At 55.8% G+C, this 22,648-nt stretch carries 10 protein-coding genes and 1 pseudogene; 5 read left to right on the top strand and 6 right to left on the bottom strand.

The features are described 5' to 3' along the window. Positions 1-83 precede the first annotated feature (83 nt). From B3Z49_RS15030 to B3Z49_RS15010, 5 genes are all read left to right on the top strand, one after another. Positions 84-2,171 (top strand): DUF262 domain-containing protein, encoded by a 2,088-nt coding sequence (locus B3Z49_RS15030; RefSeq protein ID WP_296992348.1) that lies wholly within the window; start codon positions 84-86, stop codon positions 2,169-2,171. A 105-nt stretch (positions 2,172-2,276) separates the two neighbouring features. Beyond that, complete coding sequence (gene pglZ, locus B3Z49_RS15025; protein WP_296992346.1) at positions 2,277-4,799, top strand: BREX-1 system phosphatase PglZ type A; 2,523 nt, start codon at positions 2,277-2,279, stop codon at positions 4,797-4,799. An 11-nt stretch (positions 4,800-4,810) separates the two neighbouring features. Beyond that, positions 4,811-6,898, top strand: coding sequence for a BREX system Lon protease-like protein BrxL (gene brxL / locus B3Z49_RS15020; RefSeq protein WP_296992344.1), 2,088 nt, complete (start codon positions 4,811-4,813; stop codon positions 6,896-6,898). 230 nt (positions 6,899-7,128) lie between these two features. Beyond that, positions 7,129-10,353, top strand: a complete 3,225-nt coding sequence (locus tag B3Z49_RS15015; protein WP_296992342.1) for an STY4851/ECs_5259 family protein — start codon at positions 7,129-7,131, stop codon at positions 10,351-10,353. Positions 10,354-10,364: 11 nt separating this feature from the next. Next, entirely contained in the window at positions 10,365-16,430 is a 6,066-nt protein-coding gene (locus tag B3Z49_RS15010; protein WP_296992340.1) for a DEAD/DEAH box helicase, read from the top strand. Between the two features lie 164 nt (positions 16,431-16,594). Here B3Z49_RS15010 and traI read toward each other — a convergent pair whose 3' ends face one another. From traI to B3Z49_RS14980, 6 genes and pseudogenes are all read right to left on the bottom strand, one after another. Continuing rightward, positions 16,595-17,725, bottom strand: coding sequence for a TraI/MobA(P) family conjugative relaxase (gene traI, locus B3Z49_RS15005; RefSeq protein WP_296992338.1), 1,131 nt, complete (start codon positions 17,723-17,725; stop codon positions 16,595-16,597). Then, positions 17,722-18,096: a plasmid mobilization protein gene (locus B3Z49_RS15000; RefSeq protein WP_296992336.1), complete on the bottom strand. Its 375-nt coding sequence runs from the start codon at positions 18,094-18,096 to the stop codon at positions 17,722-17,724. The genes traI and B3Z49_RS15000 overlap by 4 nt, the downstream gene beginning before the upstream one ends. Before the next feature lie 64 nt (positions 18,097-18,160). Then, positions 18,161-20,317: a zincin-like metallopeptidase domain-containing protein gene (locus B3Z49_RS14995; RefSeq protein WP_296992334.1), complete on the bottom strand. Its 2,157-nt coding sequence runs from the start codon at positions 20,315-20,317 to the stop codon at positions 18,161-18,163. Then, positions 20,310-20,555 carry a hypothetical protein gene (locus B3Z49_RS14990; RefSeq protein ID WP_296992332.1) on the bottom strand — a complete coding sequence of 82 codons (246 nt, stop codon included), beginning with the start codon at positions 20,553-20,555 and terminating at the stop codon, positions 20,310-20,312. Before B3Z49_RS14990 ends, B3Z49_RS14995 begins: the two co-directional genes overlap by 8 nt. Beyond that, on the bottom strand, positions 20,552-22,360 hold the full coding sequence (locus B3Z49_RS14985; protein WP_296992330.1) for a type IV secretory system conjugative DNA transfer family protein: 1,809 nt from the start codon (positions 22,358-22,360) through the stop codon (positions 20,552-20,554). Before B3Z49_RS14985 ends, B3Z49_RS14990 begins: the two co-directional genes overlap by 4 nt. Next, a pseudogene (locus B3Z49_RS14980) lies at positions 22,360-22,648 on the bottom strand (CpaF family protein); the annotation flags it as partial. The pseudogene B3Z49_RS14980 and the gene B3Z49_RS14985, both read right to left, overlap by 1 nt.

The raw sequence follows: 22,648 nt of genomic DNA, 5'->3' as shown, positions 1-22,648 counted from the left end.
GCTTGGGGTGGAAAGGCGCGGCCGTTTGCATGTTGCGGATGCTTTGGCTTAGCTGATTTCGCGAGTAAATCAGGAGATATTCAATGAATGCTGTGCAGCGGTTCTTCCCGAAAATTATTAACGGAGCTTCGCAGTTCATCATTCCGGTGTTCCAGCGCGACTACAGCTGGACTGAGGAAAACTGCCGACAGCTATGGCATGATTTACTCGCAATTGCCGATGAAAGTGCAGATCGCGGCCATTTCATTGGGTCGGTTGTGTATATCCAAACGGGGGATAGTTCTGCAGGCTTTACTCGTTGGCTGCTTATTGATGGGCAGCAGAGGGTAACAACTCTGACCCTTTTATTGACGGCATTGCGTGATCACATTCGGGAAACGGGATGGCAAGGCAGTGATGATGGCCCGACTGTGAAGCGGATTGATGCTTACTTCTTGCGTAATCTTCAGGAAGAGGGCGAGCGGGAGGTCAAGTTGAGACTTCGTCGCCACGATGACGCCACTCTACAAGCACTCATTAATGGGCAAACCGAGCCCGCGATGCCGTCGCCACGGATACGTGACAACTACGATTTCTTCCGGGAACTCCTTGAGGAAGAGGATCCAGAGCGGGTTTATAGGGGGATCAACCGCCTCTTACTTGTCGATGTCACGCTGGACCGTGGTGTTGACAACCCGCAACTGATTTTTGAGAGCCTCAACTCGACGGGAGTAGACCTGAGCCCTTCGGATTTGATCCGGAACTTTATTCTCATGCGACTTCCCGAGAAAGAGCAGACGCGCTTTTATGAGATCTATTGGAGTAAGATTGAGGAGTTGTTCCGGGGCAGCGAACGGGCCTTCGATAGTTTCATCCGGGACTATCTTGCACTGAGATCGCACTCCACGAAGCTCGAACGGTCTGACCGGGTGTATGATGCATTCCGGCGTGCTTTTGCCGATATCGGCGAGGACCTTGAAGCGCTTGAACAACTTCTTGAAGAATTGTTGCGTCGCGGGAGGCAATATGCAGCCTTTGCGGTTGGAGGAGGTAACGACGAGCGTGCCCGCGCCTTTGCGAGATTGCGGCGACTTGGGGATGTGCCCGCAATTCTGGTCATGCGACTGTTAGAGGCGCAGGAGATGTCCGGCACGCTAAGTGATAGAGAACTTTTGGAGGCGATTGGCTTGCTGGAAAGTTACCTTTTGCGCCGTGCAGTGATTGGGGCGCAGACCCGCGGATACGGACTTGAGTTCGCGAAGCTCGCTCAGAAAATCCAAGATAGTCAACCTCTTGCCTCGCTTAAAGCAGCGATGGCACGGATGTCTCCCTCTTATGCATTTCCTCAGGATGATGCATTCAGGGCTGCGTTGGAGGAGGGAGAGATCTACTACAAGCGCGTGTGCTTTCACTTGCTTGATGGACTGGAAAACCGAGGTAGCAAAGAATTCAGCGACACCAGCAAATACACCATCGAACATGTAATGCCGCAGAATGAGAAATTGGATGATTCCTGGCGCAAGATGCTTGGAAATGAGTGGCAACAAATTCAGATGGTGTGGCTGCATCGGCTGGGAAACTTAACTCTCACGGGATACAATTCTACTTACAGTGATAGACCTTTTGAGGAAAAGAAAACAATCAAGGGTGGGTTCCAAGAGAGTTCGGTCCGTCTTAACCATGATATTCGAGACGAGCCACAATGGACGCCAGCGGAAATGGAAGCTCGCGGTAGACGTTTGGCTGAGAGAGCTTTGAGTATTTGGCCGTGCCTGATCGCCGACGAGGCTGTGATCCGGGATATGGAAGTTGAAGAGCTCAAAGCCAAGGCACAGCGGCGCAGTGTTTCCCAAGTCAATATGAGCGAAGATGCAGCGAAGCTTTTCGAGGCATTGCGCTCACGATTGCGGTCGGAGTTTCCTGACGTGATTGAGATGGCAGAGCGGAAGTCGGTCAGTTACCATGACCCCGAGTTTATTCTCGAGGTTGTACCCCGCAAGTACGGACTTGTTCTTGTCATAGATATAGATTTCAACGAGGTCGAAACAGATAGTGGATCGATCGAGGATGCATCCAATCGCAGCTTTGTTATGCATGCAAGTCACCAAGGCGGCGTGCTTTTTAACCTGCAAGAGCCAACCGAAATCGAAGACGCTTTGTCGATTGTAGCGCAGGCGCGTGCTCTGACATAGGAGACTTTGCTCATCGAACGCTTCAAGAGATTTGAGTGAGCGAGAAGATAAGCATTAGCGGGATAGCAGCCGCATTGGGTAAACAGGTAAAACAGAGGCAGCTGAATGCCCGATAGAATCAGCGCAAGTCTGCAAAGGTTGTTTGAAGAACACCGGATCGTTTTCTGGTATGACGCTGCGCGCGATATGCGTAACGCGTTTGATAGCGTCGATCTGGCTGACGTGACCAAGGTCGAGATTGCCAACAATCAGTTTGGTCTCAAGTATCGAATGTTACGGCAGGAACCCGGTGCAAAGTTCCTTGTGTTCCATGACGGGCCGGAGCCCGAGAATGCTTCAAACTGGCTGCTGGATCTGCAGTTGGCGAGCGCTGTGTTCAAGGCAGATCAGGCTGGTATCTGGCTTGGCGAGCTTGGTCTGCCGCCCCAGTTTGAAAGTGTGGTGCGCGACCATATGGAGTTCTACCGCGCCAAGGCGCGAGTGGTGGCGCTGAAACGGCTGATTCAATCTGTTGATATCAGCGCCCATGTGAGTGACCAGATTAAGCAAATCAGATCACGTCTGCTTGCCGTCTGTGTCGGGGCTGAAGGTGGTCTCGATACTGTGATTGAGGCGCTTTTGGGTGACCTGGCAGAGGGGCGTGATGACGCCATGCGCCTGATTGAGCGTTCGGGTCTGACGGAGTTCTTTTGGAAACAGGTTGGCAATGCTTACGGGTATCAACCGGATCAGCCGGACTTTGAAGACTTTGCAATCACGTTGTTCCAGTCAGCCTACCTGCGGGAAATGGGTGAAGACGGTCAGCTCAACGCCGAGGCGTTGTTGGTCTTCCGTCGCTGGAAGAACAATCGACACTGGAAAGAAGCTTTCGAGACGCTGTCTGAGCGCTATCAGGGCCTTCTAAAGATCCCTGCTGACCTGTCAAAGCGTGATTTTCGCACGGTCATGGCGATCGATCACTTTGAGGAAATTGATCGCCATATTATCCGGCAGCTTGTGCATGCGATGTCGACCCAGACAGTCAGTGCATCTGACGTATTGAAATGGGTCCGTGAACGCAGGCAAAGTCATTGGTATGCCATCTATGAGGATATCTATCAGGCGATCGGTTTTGCCACTGAGTTCCAGCAGGCGTTGGCGGAGGCCAACGTGGGAATGACAAGCCCTGCAGAAGGGGTGAAGCGATATGTAAGCAGCTGGTACAAGCTTGATCAGCACTATCGCAAGTTCATCTACCATATGCAGCGCAGCGGCCATGCCTCTTTGTTGTCAGAACTCTATGAAGCAGTCGAAAACAGATACACCAACAGTTTCCTGCTTAAACTGAACGATGCCTGGCAGGATCAGGTTACGGCGCTGAATGACTGGTCTATTCCCGGCTACGCGCGTCAAAGCGCCTTCTATGCCGAACAGGCGGCAGAGTTCCGGCGCAAGGACCAGAAGGTCGTTGTCATCGTCTCGGATGCTTTGCGTTTTGAGGTGGCAGAAGAATGCTTGCGCCGCATTCGGGCTCTGAACCGGTTTGATGCAGAACTCAAACCGATGATTAGTGCACTCCCGAGTTATACGCAGCTGGGCATGGCGGCTCTTCTTCCGAACAAAGAACTGTCATTCGCTTCAGACGGCAAGGGGACAGTATTATCCGGCGGTGAAAGCACCCAGGGTCTTGCCGCACGAGAAAAGATATTGGCCACGGGCAGGGCGGGCGACCGCGCGAAGGCGCTTGCTGCCCGGGATGTGCTGGATATGCGGGTGGATGATGGCAAGGAGCTCTTCCGGGACAATGACGTCGTTTATATCTATCACAACCTGATCGATGCGATCGGTGACAAACTGCAAACCGAAGATCAACTGCCGAAAGCTGCAGAAGACGCGATCGACGAGCTTACCAAACTGGTTCGCAAGCTGACCTCGGCCAATTTCTCCAACATCCTGATTACAGCGGATCATGGTTTCCTGTATCAGCACCGCGCACTGGATGAGAGCGACTTCGCGGTGGCGGATCCAAAGGGTGAAGAAATCCTGATGCGCAATCGTCGTTTTGTCATCGGTCGAGGGCTTGAAGAAACCTCGGGCATGAAGAAGTTCAGCTCTGCCAACCTTGGTCTCTCTGGTGATCTTGACGTATTGATCCCCAACTCGATCAATCGTTTGCGGGTTAAGGGGGCTGGGAGCCGGTTTGTGCACGGCGGTGCTTCACTTCAGGAAATCGTTATTCCTGTTATCCGTGTTGGCAAGCAGCGTGACGCCGATATCAGCCAGGTTGAGGTGCAGATCATCGTTTCGGGTCGTAGCCAGATTACTTCAGGCCAGACGGCGGTGGTATTCTATCAGGCGCAACCGGTTTCCGAAAAGATGCAGGCTCGCGAGCTTCTGGCCGGGATTTACGCAGCCGATGACACCTTGATTTCTGATGAGCATGTGCTTCAGTTTGATTTTACGTCCGATAATGCCCGGGAACGCGAAATGCCCAGGAAATTCCTGTTGTCGCGCGAGGCTGACAAGTTCAACAATCAGGACGTATTCCTCAAGCTGCGAGAGCGGGTCGGCAAGACCAGCCATTATCATGATTACACAAGCCATCGCTTCCAGTTGAAACGTGGCATCACAACCGATTTTGACTTCTGAGGAGTGGGCTGATGAGTAATCTCGACGCCAGAATCAATGAACATTTCGCAGGCTTTGTGGTGCGCAAGGATCTGGTGAAGGCGGTCAAGGGTAACGCTATTGTTCCCACATATGTTCTTGAATATCTTCTCGGACAATATTGCGCGACCGATGACGAAGCATCGATTGCGACGGGTATTGAAACGGTCAAGGAAATCCTGCGAAAGCATTATGTTCATCGCAGCGAAGCAGGGCTTGTTCAGTCGACCATCAAGGAGAAAGGTCGCTACAAGGTTATCGATCAGATCAGTGTCTCTCTTAACGAAAAGACCGACAGCTACGAGGCGACATTTGATAACCTTGGTATCAAGAAGGTCGCGGTCGATAGCGGCACGATCAAAGCGCATCCAAAGCTTCTTGTTACCGGGGTCTGGTGTATTGCTGATGTTCAGTACGAGTTTTCTGACGATCCGCGTATCTCACCCTGGATACTCGAAACCATAAAGCCCATTCAGATCGCCAAGGTCGATTACGAAGGCTACCGCGAAGCGCGAGGGAATTTCACTACCGATGATTGGATTGATCTGCTTATGCAGAGCATCGGGTTCAACCCGGAGGCCTTTGGGCGCCGTGCCAAGCTCCTGCAGCTCATGCGTCTGATCCCGTTTGTTGAGCGCAACTATAACATCATTGAACTAGGCCCGAAGGGGACTGGTAAATCGCATATTTATTCTGAGTTCTCGCCTCATGGTCAGCTGATATCGGGTGGAGAGGTTACAGTACCAAAACTCTTCGTGAATAACTCGAATGGTCGCATTGGTTTGGTGGGGTATTGGGACGTCGTTGCCTTTGACGAGTTTGCCGGTCGGGAAAAAACGGCGAACAAGGCGCTTGTGGATATCATGAAGAACTACATGGCCAACAAGACCTTCTCGCGTGGGGTAAGCCCGATGGGGGCGGAAGCGAGTTTTGCCTTTGTTGGGAACACGGATCACAACGTGCCGTTCATGTTGAAGAACAGCGACCTGTTCGAGGCGTTGCCACCCCAGTTCCATGATTCGGCCTTCATTGATCGCCTGCATGCCTATCTGCCGGGTTGGGAGATAGATGTGATCCGTGGCGAGATGTTTACGAAGGGCTATGGCTTCATTGTCGACTATCTGGCCGAGATCCTTCGTCATCTTCGTCAGGAGGATTACTCGAACCGACTGGACTTACATTTCAGGATCAGCGAGAAGATTTCAACACGAGACCGGGACGCGATCTACAAGACAATGTCTGGCCTCCTGAAGCTCCTCTTTCCCAATGGTGGCGAGACTGCGGCAGATGTCGAGGAACTGCTCCGTATTGCGATGGAAAGTCGTAAGAGGGTTAAGGATCAACTTGTCAGAATTGACAGCACTTATCCCGCAGTCGACTTTCACTACTTGGGGACAGACGGCGTCAAACGTCGTGTCACAACGGTAGAGGAAGAAGAATACCCGCAATTCTACTACCTTAAGTCTTCGCAAGCTCCTGAACATGAGGATCAGCCGGATGCAGTAGATGCTGCATCGCTGATCGAAGGCAAAGCGGCGGGGGCCGATAAAACTTCGCAACCTGCAAAAGCATCTTCCGCAAAGGACTTGGAAGAGGGTCATCATGTCTTCACCGAGGACCGCAAAGGGGTGAGCTATGATCGTCTGTTTGGTCCTTATATAGCGGGCGCGTCTCAGATCATCGTTACCGATCCGTATGTGCGTTTCTTTTATCAGATACGTAACATGATGGAGTTTGTCGAAATGGTTATTCGGCGGAAATCGCCGGAAGATCAGGTCAATATCCACCTTGTTACGGGACCTGACGACGGAAATGTTGCGAAACAGAGAGAGTTGCTTGATTCAATCAGAGATGCGTGTGTGGGCTCAGGCGTGGAATTCACTTGGGCGTTTGATGAAAGCGGAAACGCACATGCTAGGGACATTGCGACCGATACGGGCTGGAAGATCGTACTTGATCGTGGGCTGGATATTTTTCAGGCACCGATCAAAAAGGACGGTTTTTCTTTGGGCGACCGGTTACAGGAGCACCGGATTATCAAAGGTTTTTACGTGACCTATGTTAGAAATAATAAAGATTGAGTTGTTATTCCTGAACTTGAAGTGGATTTTTTTAAAAGGCTCCCGCCTTGAACAGCAAAATATGTAGTGTGAGCACGGAGCTACTTGCCTCAGGAAGAATTAGCAAGAACTTCCTTCATGCAGTCTACGTCGCGATCATTGGGCGGCCGGTCTTGGAGAATTTTTGTGTTTAATTGAGTATTGAATTTCTTCTTTCCTGAAGACATGATCATCTTTGGGGGGGGACTATAATGAATGTCTTACGAGAGTTTTCTGATGGTAAAGGCATAGATCCTGACGGTCGACCTCTACATGCATATCGATTGAGCGAGCCCCAGTATCTCAATCTCGGCACAAAGGTCAAAGACTGCCTCAGATCGGGGCGCTATCGAAGTGTCGCTACGGCCTTCGTGCTGTGGGCGGCGGAGCGGTATCGGAAAGAATATGATGGTGGCGCACTTTCCTGGGATTTCCTTACGAAGGCACTTGGCGTTTCACTTTCGCAGCAACAGCTACGAGAGATCACAGCTCTGGGGCTCAAGCGGATGCGGCGTTCTGTTCAGAAACTTCAGAGTGGGACGCAGTATCTGAACACCATAGCTGCCGAGGGCGGCATTCCTGTCAGGCTGCTGAGCGATCAAAAGGGTGGCTATCGCGCGGCGCTAGTAGGTCTTGTAGCTGATCTGTCGCGGATAGGGCTGGGCTGCCCGCGAGACGTGGCTCTCGGCTTCGCGGCACAGCGCACACGGCGCCTTCCATTGGGCTACCGCACGCGCGAATACCATGCGCTTTTCGTGGATTTTGCTTTCGAGGTGCTCGAACTGCGGGAATTGTCCCCCGACGGCATGTCTGCGCAGGATGTCGAGCCGTTTCTTGATCGGGTTAAACCGGGATGGCGCGAGGGCCTTTCGTTACGGCTCGATGTGGCCGCAGCGCGCAGCTTGCTGTCCGATGCCGTCCTGGTTTCGGCCCGGCAGGGGTTGGTTACAGATCCACTGACGCGAGTGTTGCGTCGCGGCGATGACGACATTTGGAGGCCCTGGATAGAAATTGAAGAGGTCGCAGAAATCGGACCGCAATTGATCCGGGACATTGAGCCGGAGCGTCGCAGGCTACGGTTGGCGCCAGTTGGCGCACTGGCATCGGCGGCACCAGACCTCCTCTTTGCCCTCGACCGCGAGAGAGCGGATCGTCCGTGGCAGAGTCGGCGGATCAGCGGACGCCGAACCGCGCGCTTTCGTTTCTCGTTGGATACGGGGGCGGACCTCATGGCCATGGCTGATGGCAAGTTCCTCGGCAGGGTGAGGCTTGCCGGCGGAGAGGCCGTCGATATCGGCGCTGGCCCTACGTTTTGGCGTCTGGCGGAGATGGGCGAGAGTAGGGCCGCAGCTCTGGCTTATGCTGGAAATGCTGCCGTACGGACGCGGGATCCACACGTGTGGATTCTGCTGGAAGACGGCAAGATCCCCAACTGCACGGAAACTCTTGTAGCCGAACCCGATGGGACGGTGCCCGGTGGAGCGATCTGGCGGTTGTCGGGCAACGGACGCGTTCTGGTTGCAGGCGGCAATGCGCGGATCGAGACAGGGGCCGAAGAGGATGCGCGCGAGGAGATTTATGCAAGCGGACCGTTGGAGTATCGCCTGCTCGACAATCGCGGCACGCCGGTGCATCGCGGTGTGCCGATGATCTTGCACCGGCAGCCGGGGCGCGGATTTGGACAACTGACCGGATCTAAACTGCGTTATCAGGTTGCAGGCAGTCATATCTGGCAGACAGGTTCTCCATCGGAGACGACGATCGGTCGGGTTACTTTCGCGGCAACGGAAGAAAGCGGTATTGGTGCGCGCGTCACGGTGAACATGGTGCCGACCACATTCACCCTGCGCGAGGTGACGCGCGAGGGCGATCCCTATAGGCGTATTCGCGTCAATGGCGTGCCGCAAGGATGGGTCATGCGTGTGGCATCGGGCGATCCACAGCGGCCTGATGCTGACAGTGTGGTAGACGTGCTGTTGGAAACATCAACCGATGAGCAGGCACGGTTGCCCGTCACGCTGGCAGGCCCCGAGGGCGCCAGGTCCCTGAACTGGAAGCTTGATTTGCCGCTCCAACGGGGTGAGTTCCAGAATGTTGATGGCAAAAGGTTGACGTCAGACCGCGATATTTCCATGCAGTCCCTGAAGGATTGGCGGATCTTACCAGCTGAAGGTCTACAGACGGATCTACGAATTCGGTTGCATAGTCGCTCGGCTGGTGACGCGCCGGTCATTGGCGTGCAGGTCGCGACCGACCAGCCTCTTTCGGCTTTTCGTCCGCTTTTGGAGAAAATGCTTGTCGTGGGTGGAGCCGATGCCGAGTTACGCCTGCGTGTGGTGACGGCGGGCGATCAGTCATCTCGCCTTCGCGTCCGTCACGTGCTGGGAGAAACGCGGCTCGAGGGAGAGGATGTGCTGGTGCTTCAAAACCATATACCGGTCCACGATCCTTCTCTCGAAATTACCGCTGTCGACCTCGACGATCCCGCGCGCGTGGAAATCACCGGTGCGTGCGGGCTTTCGCATCTGGGCGAGGGGCGTTGGTTCCTTCTGCCACGCAAGGGAGGCATGCCTATGCGGCCACCTCGCCCATTCGTGCAGCCTGAGCCTTTCGAGGCCACGGGGCAGAGTGCGTCCAGACGTGATGATCGTGTCGCTCACTATGCCAGCTATTTTCAGGAGGGTGACGTTGTAAATGATCTTTCCCGTCTGGCAACGCTTTGCGAGGTGTTGCTTGCCAACGGCGTCTCTCCCTCGGCGTTGGACGAGGTTCACGCATTGGCCAAAGTGCCCTCTGCGGCTGTGCGTCTGTTGTTTCGGGTCGGGCCCTCCGATCTTGAGGATATCTTGTCCTTGGAGCTGCACGATGGGCCGCAATGGTCCTTCATCAGTCCCAAAGACTGGGCGGAAGGATTCGCCCGTGAGGCCGAGGAGCTGTACGCAAGGTTGGCCGCAATCCCTGAACTTGCTGACAAGGCCCGTGAACAAGCACATGACGCTGTAGCTGCACGAGCGGCTGACATTTTGCGCTTGCGTCCGGCTTTGGAGGGACATATCGCTCTCGCGTTGCAGGAGGTTGATCTTATGGCGATTGCGGGGCTAGCGAGCCGCCTTGGCGAATTGTCGCTCGGTTTGCAAAATCCCGAGAAAATGCTACTTGAAAACGCAAGAATGGTCATCAGTCGACAGACGTCCCATACACCATTTTTGCAAGGGGTGGCAGCACAGCAGCGTCCTCCCGGTTTCGACGGGTTCCACGAGGAATGGCGCGGCCTGGTCGACGCACCAATCGTCGTGGCCGAGATTGCCTTTGGTCTGCGTCCGCCGCCGACAACCAGAGAAAAAGTCGAGTTGCTACTTGCGACACAGGCAGATCAAGTTGGTTATGAAGCTGCATTGCCGGCTACTATTGCTTGGCTAGCATCACAACAAAGTTGAGTGGATCGAGTATGAAGGACGAGACCCGTTTGCCCACTTCTGGATATGACGAAATCCTTGCCCGCGTGAATGATCGTGCTGCTGACGCGGTATTGGGCAAGGGGCGAGTGCGCTCGCGCAGTCTGCGTGCGGATCTCGCGGCGCGACTGCATGGTCCGGCTGGCGGGACAGACGCTTTTGTTGCCGATCCGGTTTTCGAGGCCGCTCGTGTTTGGGAAAGGGCGGATAAGTGCCTCGATGATCTCGCAGGCAATATGTTAGAGGAAGATCTGGTAGCGGCGCTTGATCGGGAGTTCCTATTGGACGGCACCAGGAATCACCGCCGTTGGCCACGCCGAGGCAATGATGTCGCGCCTTACTTGCACCAGTTTCGTGCTTGGGAGGCGGCTGAAGCGGGGCGCAGCTTCATGGTGACCAGCGGCACGGGGTCAGGCAAAACCGAATGCTTTATGATCCCGATGCTTAATGACCTTCTTCGAAGCCACAAACCCGGCGATACGGGCGTGAAGGCCATCGTGCTCTATCCGTTGAACGCTTTGATCGACAGCCAGAAAGAGCGTCTGGGGGCGTGGATGAATCCGCTGGTGAACCGTCTGTCCTACGCGCTCTACAATCGTTATATGGATGACACCGTGCCGGGACCAAAGATGCGTGGCGCTCAGATTATGGAGCGTCGGGCCATGCGCCAGACGCCACCGTCGATTATGGTCACAAATGTCACCATGTTGGAATACATGTTGATGCGTGCACAGGACAGAACGATCCTTGAAAAATCCCAAGGAATGCTGCGTTGGATTGTGCTGGACGAGGCGCACAGTTATGTCGGGGCGCAGGCTGCCGAGATGGCACTTTTGCTGCGCCGTGTGCGCGATGCCTTCGGAGCCGGGCCGGAAGATGTCCGCCTCGCAGCAACCTCGGCGACCATCGGTGAAGGGGAGAAAAGCCGGAATGCCCTTAAACAGTTTCTGGCTGACCTGGCGGGGTTACGGCCTGACCAAGTAGAGGTGATCGAAGGGCAAGAGCGGACTCCCGTTCTCCCTCCCGAGGGCACAGACGAGCCTCTCGATCCCATAGGGCTGCCATCGACGCCGGATGCATTGTGGCGAACGCTCGCGCCGAACCCGCGCCTGCGCAAGGTGCGCACCGCGATGCGCGCCGGGAGTGTTAGCCTGAGGAGGGCTGCGCGCCTGTTGGGACGTGACGGTGATGGCGCAGGGACGTTGCGCCTCCTTGAAGCCGCTGGACAAGCGAAAGATCCGCAAACAGGCATCGCGCTCGCGCCGTGGCGGCTGCATGTCTTCCACCGCGCACAGGGCGGCCTTTGGGCCTGCGTCAATCCGGATTGTTGCAATCGGAGCGCGGCGCTTGCAGATGAAAATGGGGATTGGCCGTTTGGTCAGATCTACTTTACCGAGCGTGAGACCTGTGATGGCGATTGCGGTGCGCCGGTGCTGGAGATTGCGGCCTGCGACGAGTGCGGAACACCTTGGTTGCGTGCAGATGTGGCAAATGACGGACCGCATCGCTTCTTGCGTCCTGCGCGGGATGAAGGGGGGGATGACGACTATATTCTGGATGTCGAACCTGACGAAGACGGCGGGGAGCCAGCGACACCTCACCTGTCGGAAAGCGTGATTGTTGGGCTCGGTTCGGGCGAGGGATGCGAATATCTTCGGCTTACAGACGCGCAGTTGTTCGAGATCCCGAAAGATGGTGACCCGGTTGTGCCTCTCGCTATATGCGTGGAGGATGAGAGAGGCTGCTGCGAGCGCGCGAGCCAAAAGAGCGTTACTGTGCGCCCTCAACGCTTCGGTGCCCCCTTCCTGATGGGCAATGCGATGCCGCTATTGATCGAGGCGACCAAGCCCAGCAGACATGACCATCCGGTACCCTTCGAGGGGCGCCGTCTATTGTCCTTCACCGACTCGCGCCAAGGGACGGCACGGTTTTCGGCAAAACTTCAACAAGACGCCGAGCGTGCTCTTACTCGCGCAATCATCTATCACTCTGTCCAGAATCGGGAGAGCAACCCGGAGAAGGCGGCTCAGGCCCGGGCTACCATTGAAGCGCTAAGACCGATGGCCGAATCCAACCCATTGCTGGCTACCAGCTTGGCGGAACAGGAAGCGGTGCTTCGTGAGGCCGAAGGGGCTCTTAAACCCGTGCCATGGTCGGAGATGGTCCAGCGTATCGCACAGAACGAAGAGTTCCGCAATTTCGCTCGTCCTGTTTGGAAAGATCGGCCGTCGAAGGGCGACGACGCCTTGGCCACGCATCCCACTGCTTTGGCCGAACTCTTTCTTTACCGTGAACTCTTCCGCAGGCCGCGGTTGCAGAACAACGTGGAAACGATGGGGTTCGCCCGACTTTTGTTTCCCGAGATTAATGCGCAGGCGCGTCTGTCCGTTCCTGAATCCTTGCGGGAAGCAGGGCATGACGAAAGCGTATGGGCCGACTTGTTGCACGCGGCGGTGGATCTGAATTTCAGAACCAATCTGGCCATTTGCCTGCCCGAAGAACCCGCAGACGTTCGTCATTGGATATCGCCGCGCAGTGCCTTGGGGGTCGTCGTAGAACCTGGCCTGTCCAAAGACGACGTCTCAGGTGTCGACAACCCACGCTTCTTTCCGTCAGCGCATTCTGGTCGCTCGAACCTTGTCCGGTTGGTTTATCGGCTGATCGGTGGGAGCATGGATAGCGCAGTCGATGTGGAGCGAGCGGCGACCGTTCTGAGCGCGATATGGAACACACTGTGCAAAGCGAGTTCTATTGTACGGGTTGCGCCGGGGGGCTGGCGTCTCGACTTCAAGAAAGTCGCGATTTCGCCCCTCGAGACGGCTTTCGAATGTCCTGTCACGGGACGCCTTCTACCTTTCGCGCCAGCGGGCGTGTCGCTGAATGCGGTGACAGGTGACAAACCTGCCCGCGCTATAGCCATGCCTACATTGCCCGAGGCGGTGCCCGAGGGGATATTAGCTGAGCAGCGAGCTGAGTTGCGCGACTGGCTCCTAAGTGATCCGACGATTGCGTCGCTGCGCCTTGATGGACATTGGACAAACCTGCACGATCGCACGGTCGAGTTCACGCCCTTCCTTCGCGCGCAGGAGCATTCCGCGCAGATTGATCGAGAGAGCCTGAAAACCTACGAGCATGCCTTCCGCGAGGGCCGGATCAACGTATTGAACTGCTCTACCACGATGGAGATGGGCGTTGATATTCCTGACGTGGGTATAGTCGTGAATACGAATGTCCCTCCAGCACCGGCGAATTATCGTCAGCGCATCGGTCGCGCAGGGCGACGTGGGGAGCCATGGGCTATGGCCTTTACCTTCTGCAAGGATCTGCCGCTCGACAACATGATTTTTCGCGATCCCGCGCGTTTGCTTGGTGCTGAGGTCGCCGCTCCACAGGTGCGGTTGGATTCCGCGATTCTTGTGCAGCGCCACGTCAATGCGGCGCTGTTGGGGGTGTTCCTGCGTGAAGGCGGCGGAACGAGCGTGAAAACCAACATGGCCTCGTTCATGGGGGCGACAGAAGAAACGGACGCGCCGTTTTTTCCCGACAGCATGGCCGATGATTTCCTCGCTGCGCTCAAGGGGGATTGGGGCACGCAGGACAATGTAGCTCAGGCCCTTGACAGGTTGGTGACGGGAACATGCCTTGCTGATCATATCGGGTTGGTGTCACGCACCGAGGCCGATTTCTCCCGGATGAGAAACCGTTGGCGTGAGGAATATGAGCAGTTGATGGAGGCACAGGCGGCTTATCCTGATACGGACCCGGCGCATTGGCTTTATAAAAAGCGCGCCAAGCGTATGCGGGAGGAGTTCATGATGACCGAACTTGCCCGCCGTGGTTTTACACCTTCTTATGGATTCCCAGTGGACGTGGTATCTTTCGATCACACAGGGAAGGGCGTCGGCGAGCCTGGTCCGTCTCGTCCGTTGGATATGGCTATCCGGGAGTATTCGCCTGGATGTGAAGTGGTGATCGACGGATTGGTGTATCGTTCGGACGGTGTGCTGCCCACTTGGGGCAATCGCAATGACCCCGGCTCGGTCGAAGATCTGCGCTTTTTGTTTACCTGCCAGTCTTGCAACCTGTTTGTAACCTCGAGGTACAAGGAGACAGATTGCCGGCGCTGTGGAACTCCGCTAAAGCGGACGGAGTTGCTACGTCCTTCGGGCTTTCTTGGCAACCGGCGGCCGCATAGTGCCTATGAGCAACTTGCCTATGTGGCCCCCGACGCACCGCGAGTTTCGGCAGAGCCCGAGGCTTGGGTTTCTTTGCCGGATCCGGAAGTCGGCCGCTATCGCACGGCGAGGGAAGGGCGTGTGTTGATCACTGCGTCGGGGGAAAATGGTTGTGGCTATGCTGTCTGCATCGCTTGTGGGCGTGCCGAGGCGGAGATCGGTGACGATGAACCGCGATTGCCAGCCGGAATGGTTGGGCATCGGCCGCTGCAGAAGCTGCGTGACAACCCGCGCCACGACGGGCTTTGTCCGGCAAATGATGATGCGTCACGCAAGATACGGCGGCGTGTGAAGCTCGGGACAGAAATGGCCACCGACGTGTTCGAATTGCAGCTTGATGTCTTGCCCGCTACCGAGACGGGGAAAGCACAGGCCGCAGCCATTGGCGCTGCCCTACGAGAGGCACTTGGCGCACGGTTGGGCGTGGATGCGGAAACAATGGGATTGGCCGTCGCACCCAGCCTCCGTCCTGATGAAGCACGCCGTAGCTCCGTCTTCCTCTACGACAAGGCATCTGGAGGGGCCGGTTTTGCCTCAGCTGCGGAGCGTGATCTTCCGGACCTCTTGCGAGATGCCGCGATTCGACTTGATTGTCCTGCCAAATGCGCATCGGGATGTCCGGAATGCGTGTTGCGCCGCGACCTTCAATTCGGGACCGCGATGGACCGTTCCGGCGCACTTGAGGTTCTAAGATCCGAGATACTGCCACGCCTCGATTTGCCGGAGGATTTGAAGCTATTTGGTTCTGAGAGTACTGCGGTTACGCGTACGATTGCCGAATGGATCGGGCGCCAGGCGGCCCGTGGTGCAGTCGAGCGGCTGGCGCTTTTCCTGAGCGATCCCCCTTCTGGCTGGGACGTGGCCGAGTGGCCCGCTGCCCGCGTTGCCGAGGAGTTGGGGCGTGCAGGTGTTCCGGTTGCGATTGTGATGCGATCTGCCGATGTGAATCGTCTGGAGATGTCGCACAAGCTTGATCTGGTGCGCCTTGTCACCCGGTCGCAAGCGAGCCTGCATGTCGTCGACGTATTGCCCAAGGCACGGGGCGCGGCAATCCTCGCTGAGGCTCGCTTCGAAGGGCAGGAGATCGCGATTGCTTCGTCTGATGATCAGGCGTGTCATGTTAATCGTCACTGGGGTAGAGTGGAGCGCGCGCCAGCTGTGTGTGGTCCATCTGCGCCGAATGAACTCAGCGAGCCCCTGTCTTTGGCGAAAGTTACAGCCTATGGTGAGGGAAATTCTGCTCAAAAGGACGTGACGACAGAGCTCGATGGTCCCGTGACTAAATTCGGTAGCCGTTTGTGGGCAATTGCGAAGAGCCTGCGACCGCAGATATTCGCAGGATCTTCGAAGTTAGAAAAAGTCACCTACAACGACCGCTACATGCGCTCCCCCGTGACGGCGCGCCTGCTGTTTGAGGCATGGCGCACGCTTCCTTTGCGCAATGAGAATACGCGCCTAGAGATCGTTTCGGAAACTCTCGGCTCCTCGGAACGTCGCGGCTATCTTCTTTGGCATAACTGGGAGACGGATGAGCTTCGTAGGAGGGTGCTGTCCGAGCTGTTCCCTGGAGCCTCGATCATGCTTGGAACGAAGTCCGATTGCGCTCATGCACGTTTCTTCCGCTTCTCCTTTGAAGATGGATCTGAGGTAAGGCTTTCACTCGATCAGGGATTTGGCGCATGGAGAGAGGCATCCGGACGTTCTGCGCGCTTCAATCACGACGCGCGTCCGGAAGAGCAGGCTCGTGCACTGCAAAATCTGCCTTTCGACGTTGCCATACAGGACGGTGGTCGTTTCCCCTCCCCTATTTGGCTGCGATGGTGAGCTATGTTTGAAAATCGGAAATTCCGCGACGTCATAAAGTTTCTTGGATGCAGCAATTCCGAATTCTCCCTACCGCCTTCCGAAAGAACATTGGGAACCGGACAAAGAAGGGTCCCTGTTCCCCGCACGCGCGGGGATGTTGATTGCAAATATGTAAAGGATGATTAAGTCGGGAGCGACGATTTATGGATTCCGCGTTTTTCCAAGAGCCTGCTACTGATGGACGGGGTAGGGGGCAGAGTGCGTAGCATCTCCCGATGCGCCATGATCAACACCATCGCCAGCGGATCCTGATCGGCTTCCATGAGCAAAAACATCTTCCAGTTCCGCAAGGCCCGTGCCGCCAGGCTGGGCTGCCGGGGGAGGAGCTTCCGTTGGCCAAGGTAGCGCCGCCAGAGGGCAGGGGTATTGCGATGCCGGACAAGTGGGCGGGGCTTGTAATGATGTCTCGTTCTAGCCTTGTGTCCACTTTTGCTTGGCTGTTTGTTTTGTTGTGCTTCAAACGCCCCAAACCGTTCTTCGAGTTTCTTCTTGCTACAAGATCGGTTCAACTGGCTGGCTTTCATCGCTTGACCATCCGGGCTCATCAACACCATCCCGTTGCCACGCAGTTTGATCCTGATGTCATATCTGGCCAGAACCTCGTGTGCTTCCGGCCAGTTCCTGGCCTTGCCCAAACCTTCCAGTATCTCCTCACGATGTTTCAACACATGCCGCTGGAATGATTCCTGCCATGTGTGGGCTTCATAGTTCCGTGCTGCCGGTGAGAGCTTGTTGGGATCACGCTCCATGCCATCAGTCATACCGGGATCAATGGTGAGGCCGTATTTCTTTTCCATCTCACGCGAGACTTTTGCGAGAATCCTAAAGTCCCTATGCGGTGTAATGACCTTGAGCGTTTCCGGATGCACCTTGTTAAAGGCGATATGCATGTGGAAATTATCTGTATTGATATGCGTTCCTGCTACCCGCTGATGATCTGCGTATCCAAGTGCCTTGGCATATTCCGCCTCGATTGCCATCAGATCATCCTTGGTTAGTTTATCCTGGTCACCAGACCGGAATGAGACGACAAGATGATAGGTTTTATCGGCAATATCAGGTTTTAGCCGACGAACCGCTTCGATCTCCAGAAGGGCCAGATCAAGATCCCCGATATTTGTGCCTGCATCGCAGTTGCGTATCCAGAACTGATGAAGTTTCTCTCCTTTTTCTTCGGCTGCGGCGATGTATTCGCCAAGGCGCGTGTAGTTATCTGGCACCCCTGATTTTTTGCCAATCTTAGTCGCGATCATGACTTGCCCTGCTTGCGAATGCCTGGCTGAAGCTGATCACGGATCTCGCCAATCGCGGTTTTGAGCTCTGCCTGTGTTTCTTCAATCTCGCGGATTAGATCATCGAACTTTTTGAGAAGATCTGCTGAAAGCGGCTCATCAACTGCGAGTTTGAACAGGTTCCCGAGCCTTGCCTGGTCAGCGTTGACCTTAAGCAAATCCCGAATGCCTTGCCATGCTGCAAAGTCGCTGGCACTCGGCAGCTTGGTATTCATCAACAATCGTTTGAGGAGTTCCGAGCGGGACAGGCGCATTTGATGGGCCAGCTGATCGATGCGTTCTTTCTCTTCGTCGTTCAAATAGGTTTTGATGACGTGGCGGTCGGTGGCCATGGCATGGTTCCAGTATCGATAAAAAGGTGCCGGTGGCGTACATTGCGCCACCGGCGTTCGGGGATCAGATGGCCAAGCTGGCAGCCTGTTGCTCGCGCCCCCGTGTTCTGGCTTTGGCTTTCGGTTTGGTCATGCCGAGCTGTTCGGTGACAAAGCGTTTCAACGCCTCAATCCCGCGTTCCCGATGGATGTCGTTAAAGTCGGTCAGGCCCTTAGCCTTTTCCTCATCACTCAGATCCGGACGCAGGATCTTCGCGCCGGTAAGCTCAGATGCCCGTTCGGCTCCCTTGACCCCGGCATTGATCTGCTTGGCATGGTCATCATCAGCCGCAATCACCAGGGCGCGATCCAGATGCTTCTTGTGAAGGGCCTCGGCCACCGGTGTCAGATTGCCGGAATCAAGTGCGACCACCACCGTCAGACCACTGGCCATATGCAGGCTTTGACCGGTGGAATAGCCTTCAGTGACGATCATCGGGCCTTTTGGGTCGCCCTCGATCACATGCATCAGGCCGCGCTTCTTGCCGTCCTTGAGATACATCTTGGTGCCATCGGGGTGAATGGTCTGGATGTTCTCGATGAAGCCTTTCTCATTGGCCATCGGCATGAGCAGGTTGCCGGATTGATCAATGCGCAGATCACCAGCAGGCACCTGTTTGTTCTCAAGATAGGGGTGATTGGCCGGTGCTGCTTCTGCGTTCTGGAAAATCCCATAAGCCCGTTTTGCCACGGCGCGATATTGCGCACGGAGTTCCTGTTCCTGGGCCGCCTTACGAGCAGCTGCTTCGGCTTTGGCCTGTTCGAGTTCCTTGGGATCGATCTTGGTGCCGGTCGCCACCCATTTGAGCGGATCCTGTCCGGACTTGTAATTGGTGATGTTGCCTGCCGGAAGACCCTCAAGAAACCCACGATAGGAACCGCTTTTCTGGCCCTTGCGATCTCCTTCAACCGCAACCCGATGCCATTTGCCATCCATGGTCGGTGGCCCATCGAGAATCAGGCCGTTTTCCTTAAGCGCCTGGGCAAATTCCTGTTCCGGGCTGATCTTGGGCTCAGGGGTTCTGGCTATGGTTTCCTGCCAGCGCTTGAAGGGTGCAAGCTCCATATCATCGCGCGCATACCATGCCTTGACCCGCCGATCCCATTTTGCGCCGAGTGCCTTGGCCTCATCCTTCTCACTGAACGGTACATTGAGATAGATGCGCTTGCGTTCGGTACTGGTGTCCTGGTTCGGAGCCTGTGACATCTCATCACTCATGGCATTTTCCTTCTGCCGTTCAACAGCCGCGGTTTGTGCAATGGTCTTGACTTGTTCTTTGGCTTTCACCGGGATCAGGCTTTGACGCAGATCCGGTTCCATGATCCAGGTGCGGATGTTTTCTGCATCCCGCGCAGCGGTGAACAGCGCATTGCGATCTTCCTTGATAGCGTTCATCCAGGAGCCGACATAGGCCGCATGCCGTTCCGGGTAATGGCCAAGGCCAAGCTCGGTGGTCAGCATGTAGCTTGCGATCTCGGCGCGCAGTTCTTCCTTGGCGTAAACTTCCGAGCCAAACGGCCCGAACTCGCGGGCCATGCGTGATCCATGACCAGTGGCATGACCAAGCTCATGCAAGGCTGTGGCGTAATATTCGTATTGGCCTTTGAAAGCCGCCTGATGAGGCATGTGGATCTCATCTGTCGAGGACCGATAAAAGGCCCGGTCATTCTGATCATGGAAGATTGGAACATTGCCCTGATTGAGGATCTGTTCGGCCCGTTTAACCGGGCTGAAGGTTGGTTCGGGGGCAATGTAGGGTGCTAGGCCATCGATCTGTTCGGCATTGAAGACGACAGCATGAAACACTCGTGGCCGGTCCAACCGCACATCGCGGGTTTTGGCGACACCCTTGTCGTCAAGGACCGGTTTGCCATTGTCATCAAGCACCTTCTCGCGCTCAGACCATTTCCAATATTCGATCATGGTGCCTTTTTCGCCCTTGCGGACTTGCGCGTCCTGGGCAGTCGCTTGGCGATAGGTCATCCAGCGCGGGTCGGAGCGCCCGCGCATTTCAAGCCAGAGCGCATTGATGCCGCGATAGTCTTTGCCGGAGACCGGATTGAACGGTGCCATACGGACCTTTCCCGGTTCCCATGGCTTTTGCCAGGGGGCGGTGCCCGCTTCGATATGGCCAAGCAGTTCTTCGACCACCTGATCGCGATAGCTTTTCTTCTCAGCCATGGTGCGAGCCCTCCGCATCAGCAGTCGGATCGATGCCGTCAAAATGACTGTCGAGTGCGTCGTCAGCGGAAAGCGCGTCTTCGGAGAATGCGCCCATGGCTTCGGCAATATCCGGATCGACGGGGACCGGGCCAATCTGGCTTTCGGCATTGATCATGGAAGAGGCCAGCGCGAGATAGTCCTGGTCACGGAGGGTTGCAGAGGAGGCAGTGGTGCTAGGTGTGTTTGGTGACTTCATGGTTTGGTTCCTTTGAGAGAGGCGGGAGGCATGGAAGAGAGGGCCATTTGGGGCGGTGTCATTTGCGAACGGCGAGAAAGCTCGCGATCCAGGAAATAGAGCTTTTGGCGGCCAAGGAGGGGCGGCAGACCGGCGACAAAGATCAGGGCATCGCCGGGGACGGGTTTGCGGCCCTCGGTATCAATGATCTGGAGGCGCATGCATTCATCAGGGGTGAGAAGCGGGCGGGAGGTTTCGGCAAGATTGTCCGAGACAGATCCGAGGTCGCCCATCCGGCCAGAGCGCGATCTGCGTTTCTGAACGATGGTTGCCTTGCCGGTCATGTCCGAAAGCAGCTTGGCGGTTTCGAGCTTGTTTGGCGTGAAGGCGATGCGGATTTTGCAGTTGGCCATGATCGATTCATCACGTCCGTAATGCTTGAACAGTTGTTCGGTGTTCTGAACGATGATCATGGCCTTGAGGCCATAACCCGCCATGAAGGCCAGTGATTCCTCGAAAATCTCAAGCTTGCCGATGGAGGTGAACTCATCGAGCATCAGAAGCAGGCGGTGTTTGTATCCGGCGAGGGTTTGGCCAGACCCAAACTCCATGCGCTCGGTCAGACGACGCATGAACAGGTTGAGGATGATGCGCAGCAGGGGCCGCAAGCGATCCTTGTCTGCAGGTGAGACAACTAGGAACAGTGCCATTGGCGCATCACCATTCATCAAATCATGAAGGCGGAAGTCACTGGTTGCGGTATTCCGCGCAATGATCGGATCGGCAAAGACGGTGAGCTGCGTTTTGGCGGTTGAATGTACGCCAGAACGTTCCTGCGGGGCCTTGATCATCATGCTGTTGGCTCCGCGCCGAACTTCCTTGTTCACATGAGCTTTGCCATGATCAAAGGCGGCCATTTCTGCAAGGATATGCTCGAAATTGTCATCGGCTTGTTCAGACTGGCCGTCTTCGCTTGGTTGTCCGGTGATGCCGGAAAGGAAGATGTTCACGTCATCAAAGCAGGCTATCCGGTTTTCATCGCGCCTTACCCGATAGATGACGTGAAGCAGTACGACCGAGAGCCAGCCCCAGCCTTCCTCGCGCCAGTAATTCCCCGACATGCCCTTGCCGTCCGGATCAATGATCATTGCGGCAATGTTCTGACAGTCGGCAATATCTTGTTCGCTATCGATCCGAACTTCGGCCAGCGGATTAAACCGTGCTGAGCCCGAAGGTGCGGCAGGTTCAAACCGCAATACCCTGTGACCAATGCTGGCAAGCCAGCCACCGGTCTTGGCAAAGTTCTCACCTTTGATATCAAGACAGAGAATGCTTTCGCGCCAGCTGAGCAAGGTCGAGAGGATCAGGCTGACACCCTTGCCAGTACGGGTTGGTGCCCAGACCAGAACATGCTCCGGCCCGTCATGGCGTAGTTCACGGATCCGGCCAAACCAGGATGGCCAGCCACCGATGACAACACCGTCTTTGCGAAACAGCCGGGCTTTCTTGAGATCCTTCAGCTTTGCCCAGCGGGCCGAGCCATGCAGCTCATCTCCCTTGCGATTTCCTTTTAGGGTGCTGTTATTGGCACGAGCGGCCAGCGCCAGCACGCCGAACATCGAAAGTAACCCAGTGATGCCGATCCAAAGCGCTGGATAGAGCATTTCATCGGGAAGACCAGCCGGATGCGTGGCGGCATCGAGCGACCATTGCCACCAGCGCAGATCGAGCGCATCAAAGCCAACAGCCAGATGCCATTGCCAGAGAATGGCAGTGATCATCCCAAGCAGGATGATGGGTAGAGAGAGGCGGTAAAGAGCAGTCATCACACCACCTCCTTGCCGTCTTTAAGCACATAGCGATCATTGCGCGGCTCCCAGATATCGGTGATCCGCCGCCAGCCATCGGGGTTACGTTTGATCTGAACGACCACATCAACCAGTTCGGCCAGAAACTCTGGCACGCGGGGCATGGTCTCCCCAGCCCAAGCAATGTTCTGATCGAACTTGCGATGAATGGCCTGCCAGGGACTTTCGGCATGGATGGTGCACATAAAGCCGGTAACACCGGAATTAAGGGCTGCCAGTGCGGCAAAGGCGTTCTGGGTGCTGATC

Source organism: Thalassospira sp. UBA1131 (assembly GCF_002311515.1).
Classification (GTDB): Bacteria; Pseudomonadota; Alphaproteobacteria; order Rhodospirillales; family Thalassospiraceae; genus Thalassospira.
The sequence above is the reverse complement of the archived record's forward strand: the minus strand, read 5'-3'. Positions and strand labels throughout refer to the sequence as shown.

Bases quoted from the DNA above. Each gene is read 5' to 3' on its own strand.
- B3Z49_RS14990 (WP_296992332.1), bottom strand. From the start codon at position 20,555: ATGAAGTCACCAAACACACCTAGCACCACTGCCTCCTCTGCAACCCTC.
- pglZ (WP_296992346.1), top strand. From the start codon at position 2,277: ATGCCCGATAGAATCAGCGCAAGTCTGCAAAGGTTGTTTGAAGAACAC.
- B3Z49_RS15000 (WP_296992336.1), bottom strand. From the start codon at position 18,096: ATGGCCACCGACCGCCACGTCATCAAAACCTATTTGAACGACGAAGAG.
- B3Z49_RS15030 (WP_296992348.1), top strand. From the start codon at position 84: ATGAATGCTGTGCAGCGGTTCTTCCCGAAAATTATTAACGGAGCTTCG.
- B3Z49_RS15015 (WP_296992342.1), top strand. From the start codon at position 7,129: ATGAATGTCTTACGAGAGTTTTCTGATGGTAAAGGCATAGATCCTGAC.
- brxL (WP_296992344.1), top strand. From the start codon at position 4,811: ATGAGTAATCTCGACGCCAGAATCAATGAACATTTCGCAGGCTTTGTG.
- traI (WP_296992338.1), bottom strand. From the start codon at position 17,725: ATGATCGCGACTAAGATTGGCAAAAAATCAGGGGTGCCAGATAACTAC.
- B3Z49_RS15010 (WP_296992340.1), top strand. From the start codon at position 10,365: ATGAAGGACGAGACCCGTTTGCCCACTTCTGGATATGACGAAATCCTT.
- B3Z49_RS14995 (WP_296992334.1), bottom strand. From the start codon at position 20,317: ATGGCTGAGAAGAAAAGCTATCGCGATCAGGTGGTCGAAGAACTGCTT.
- B3Z49_RS14985 (WP_296992330.1), bottom strand. From the start codon at position 22,360: ATGACTGCTCTTTACCGCCTCTCTCTACCCATCATCCTGCTTGGGATG.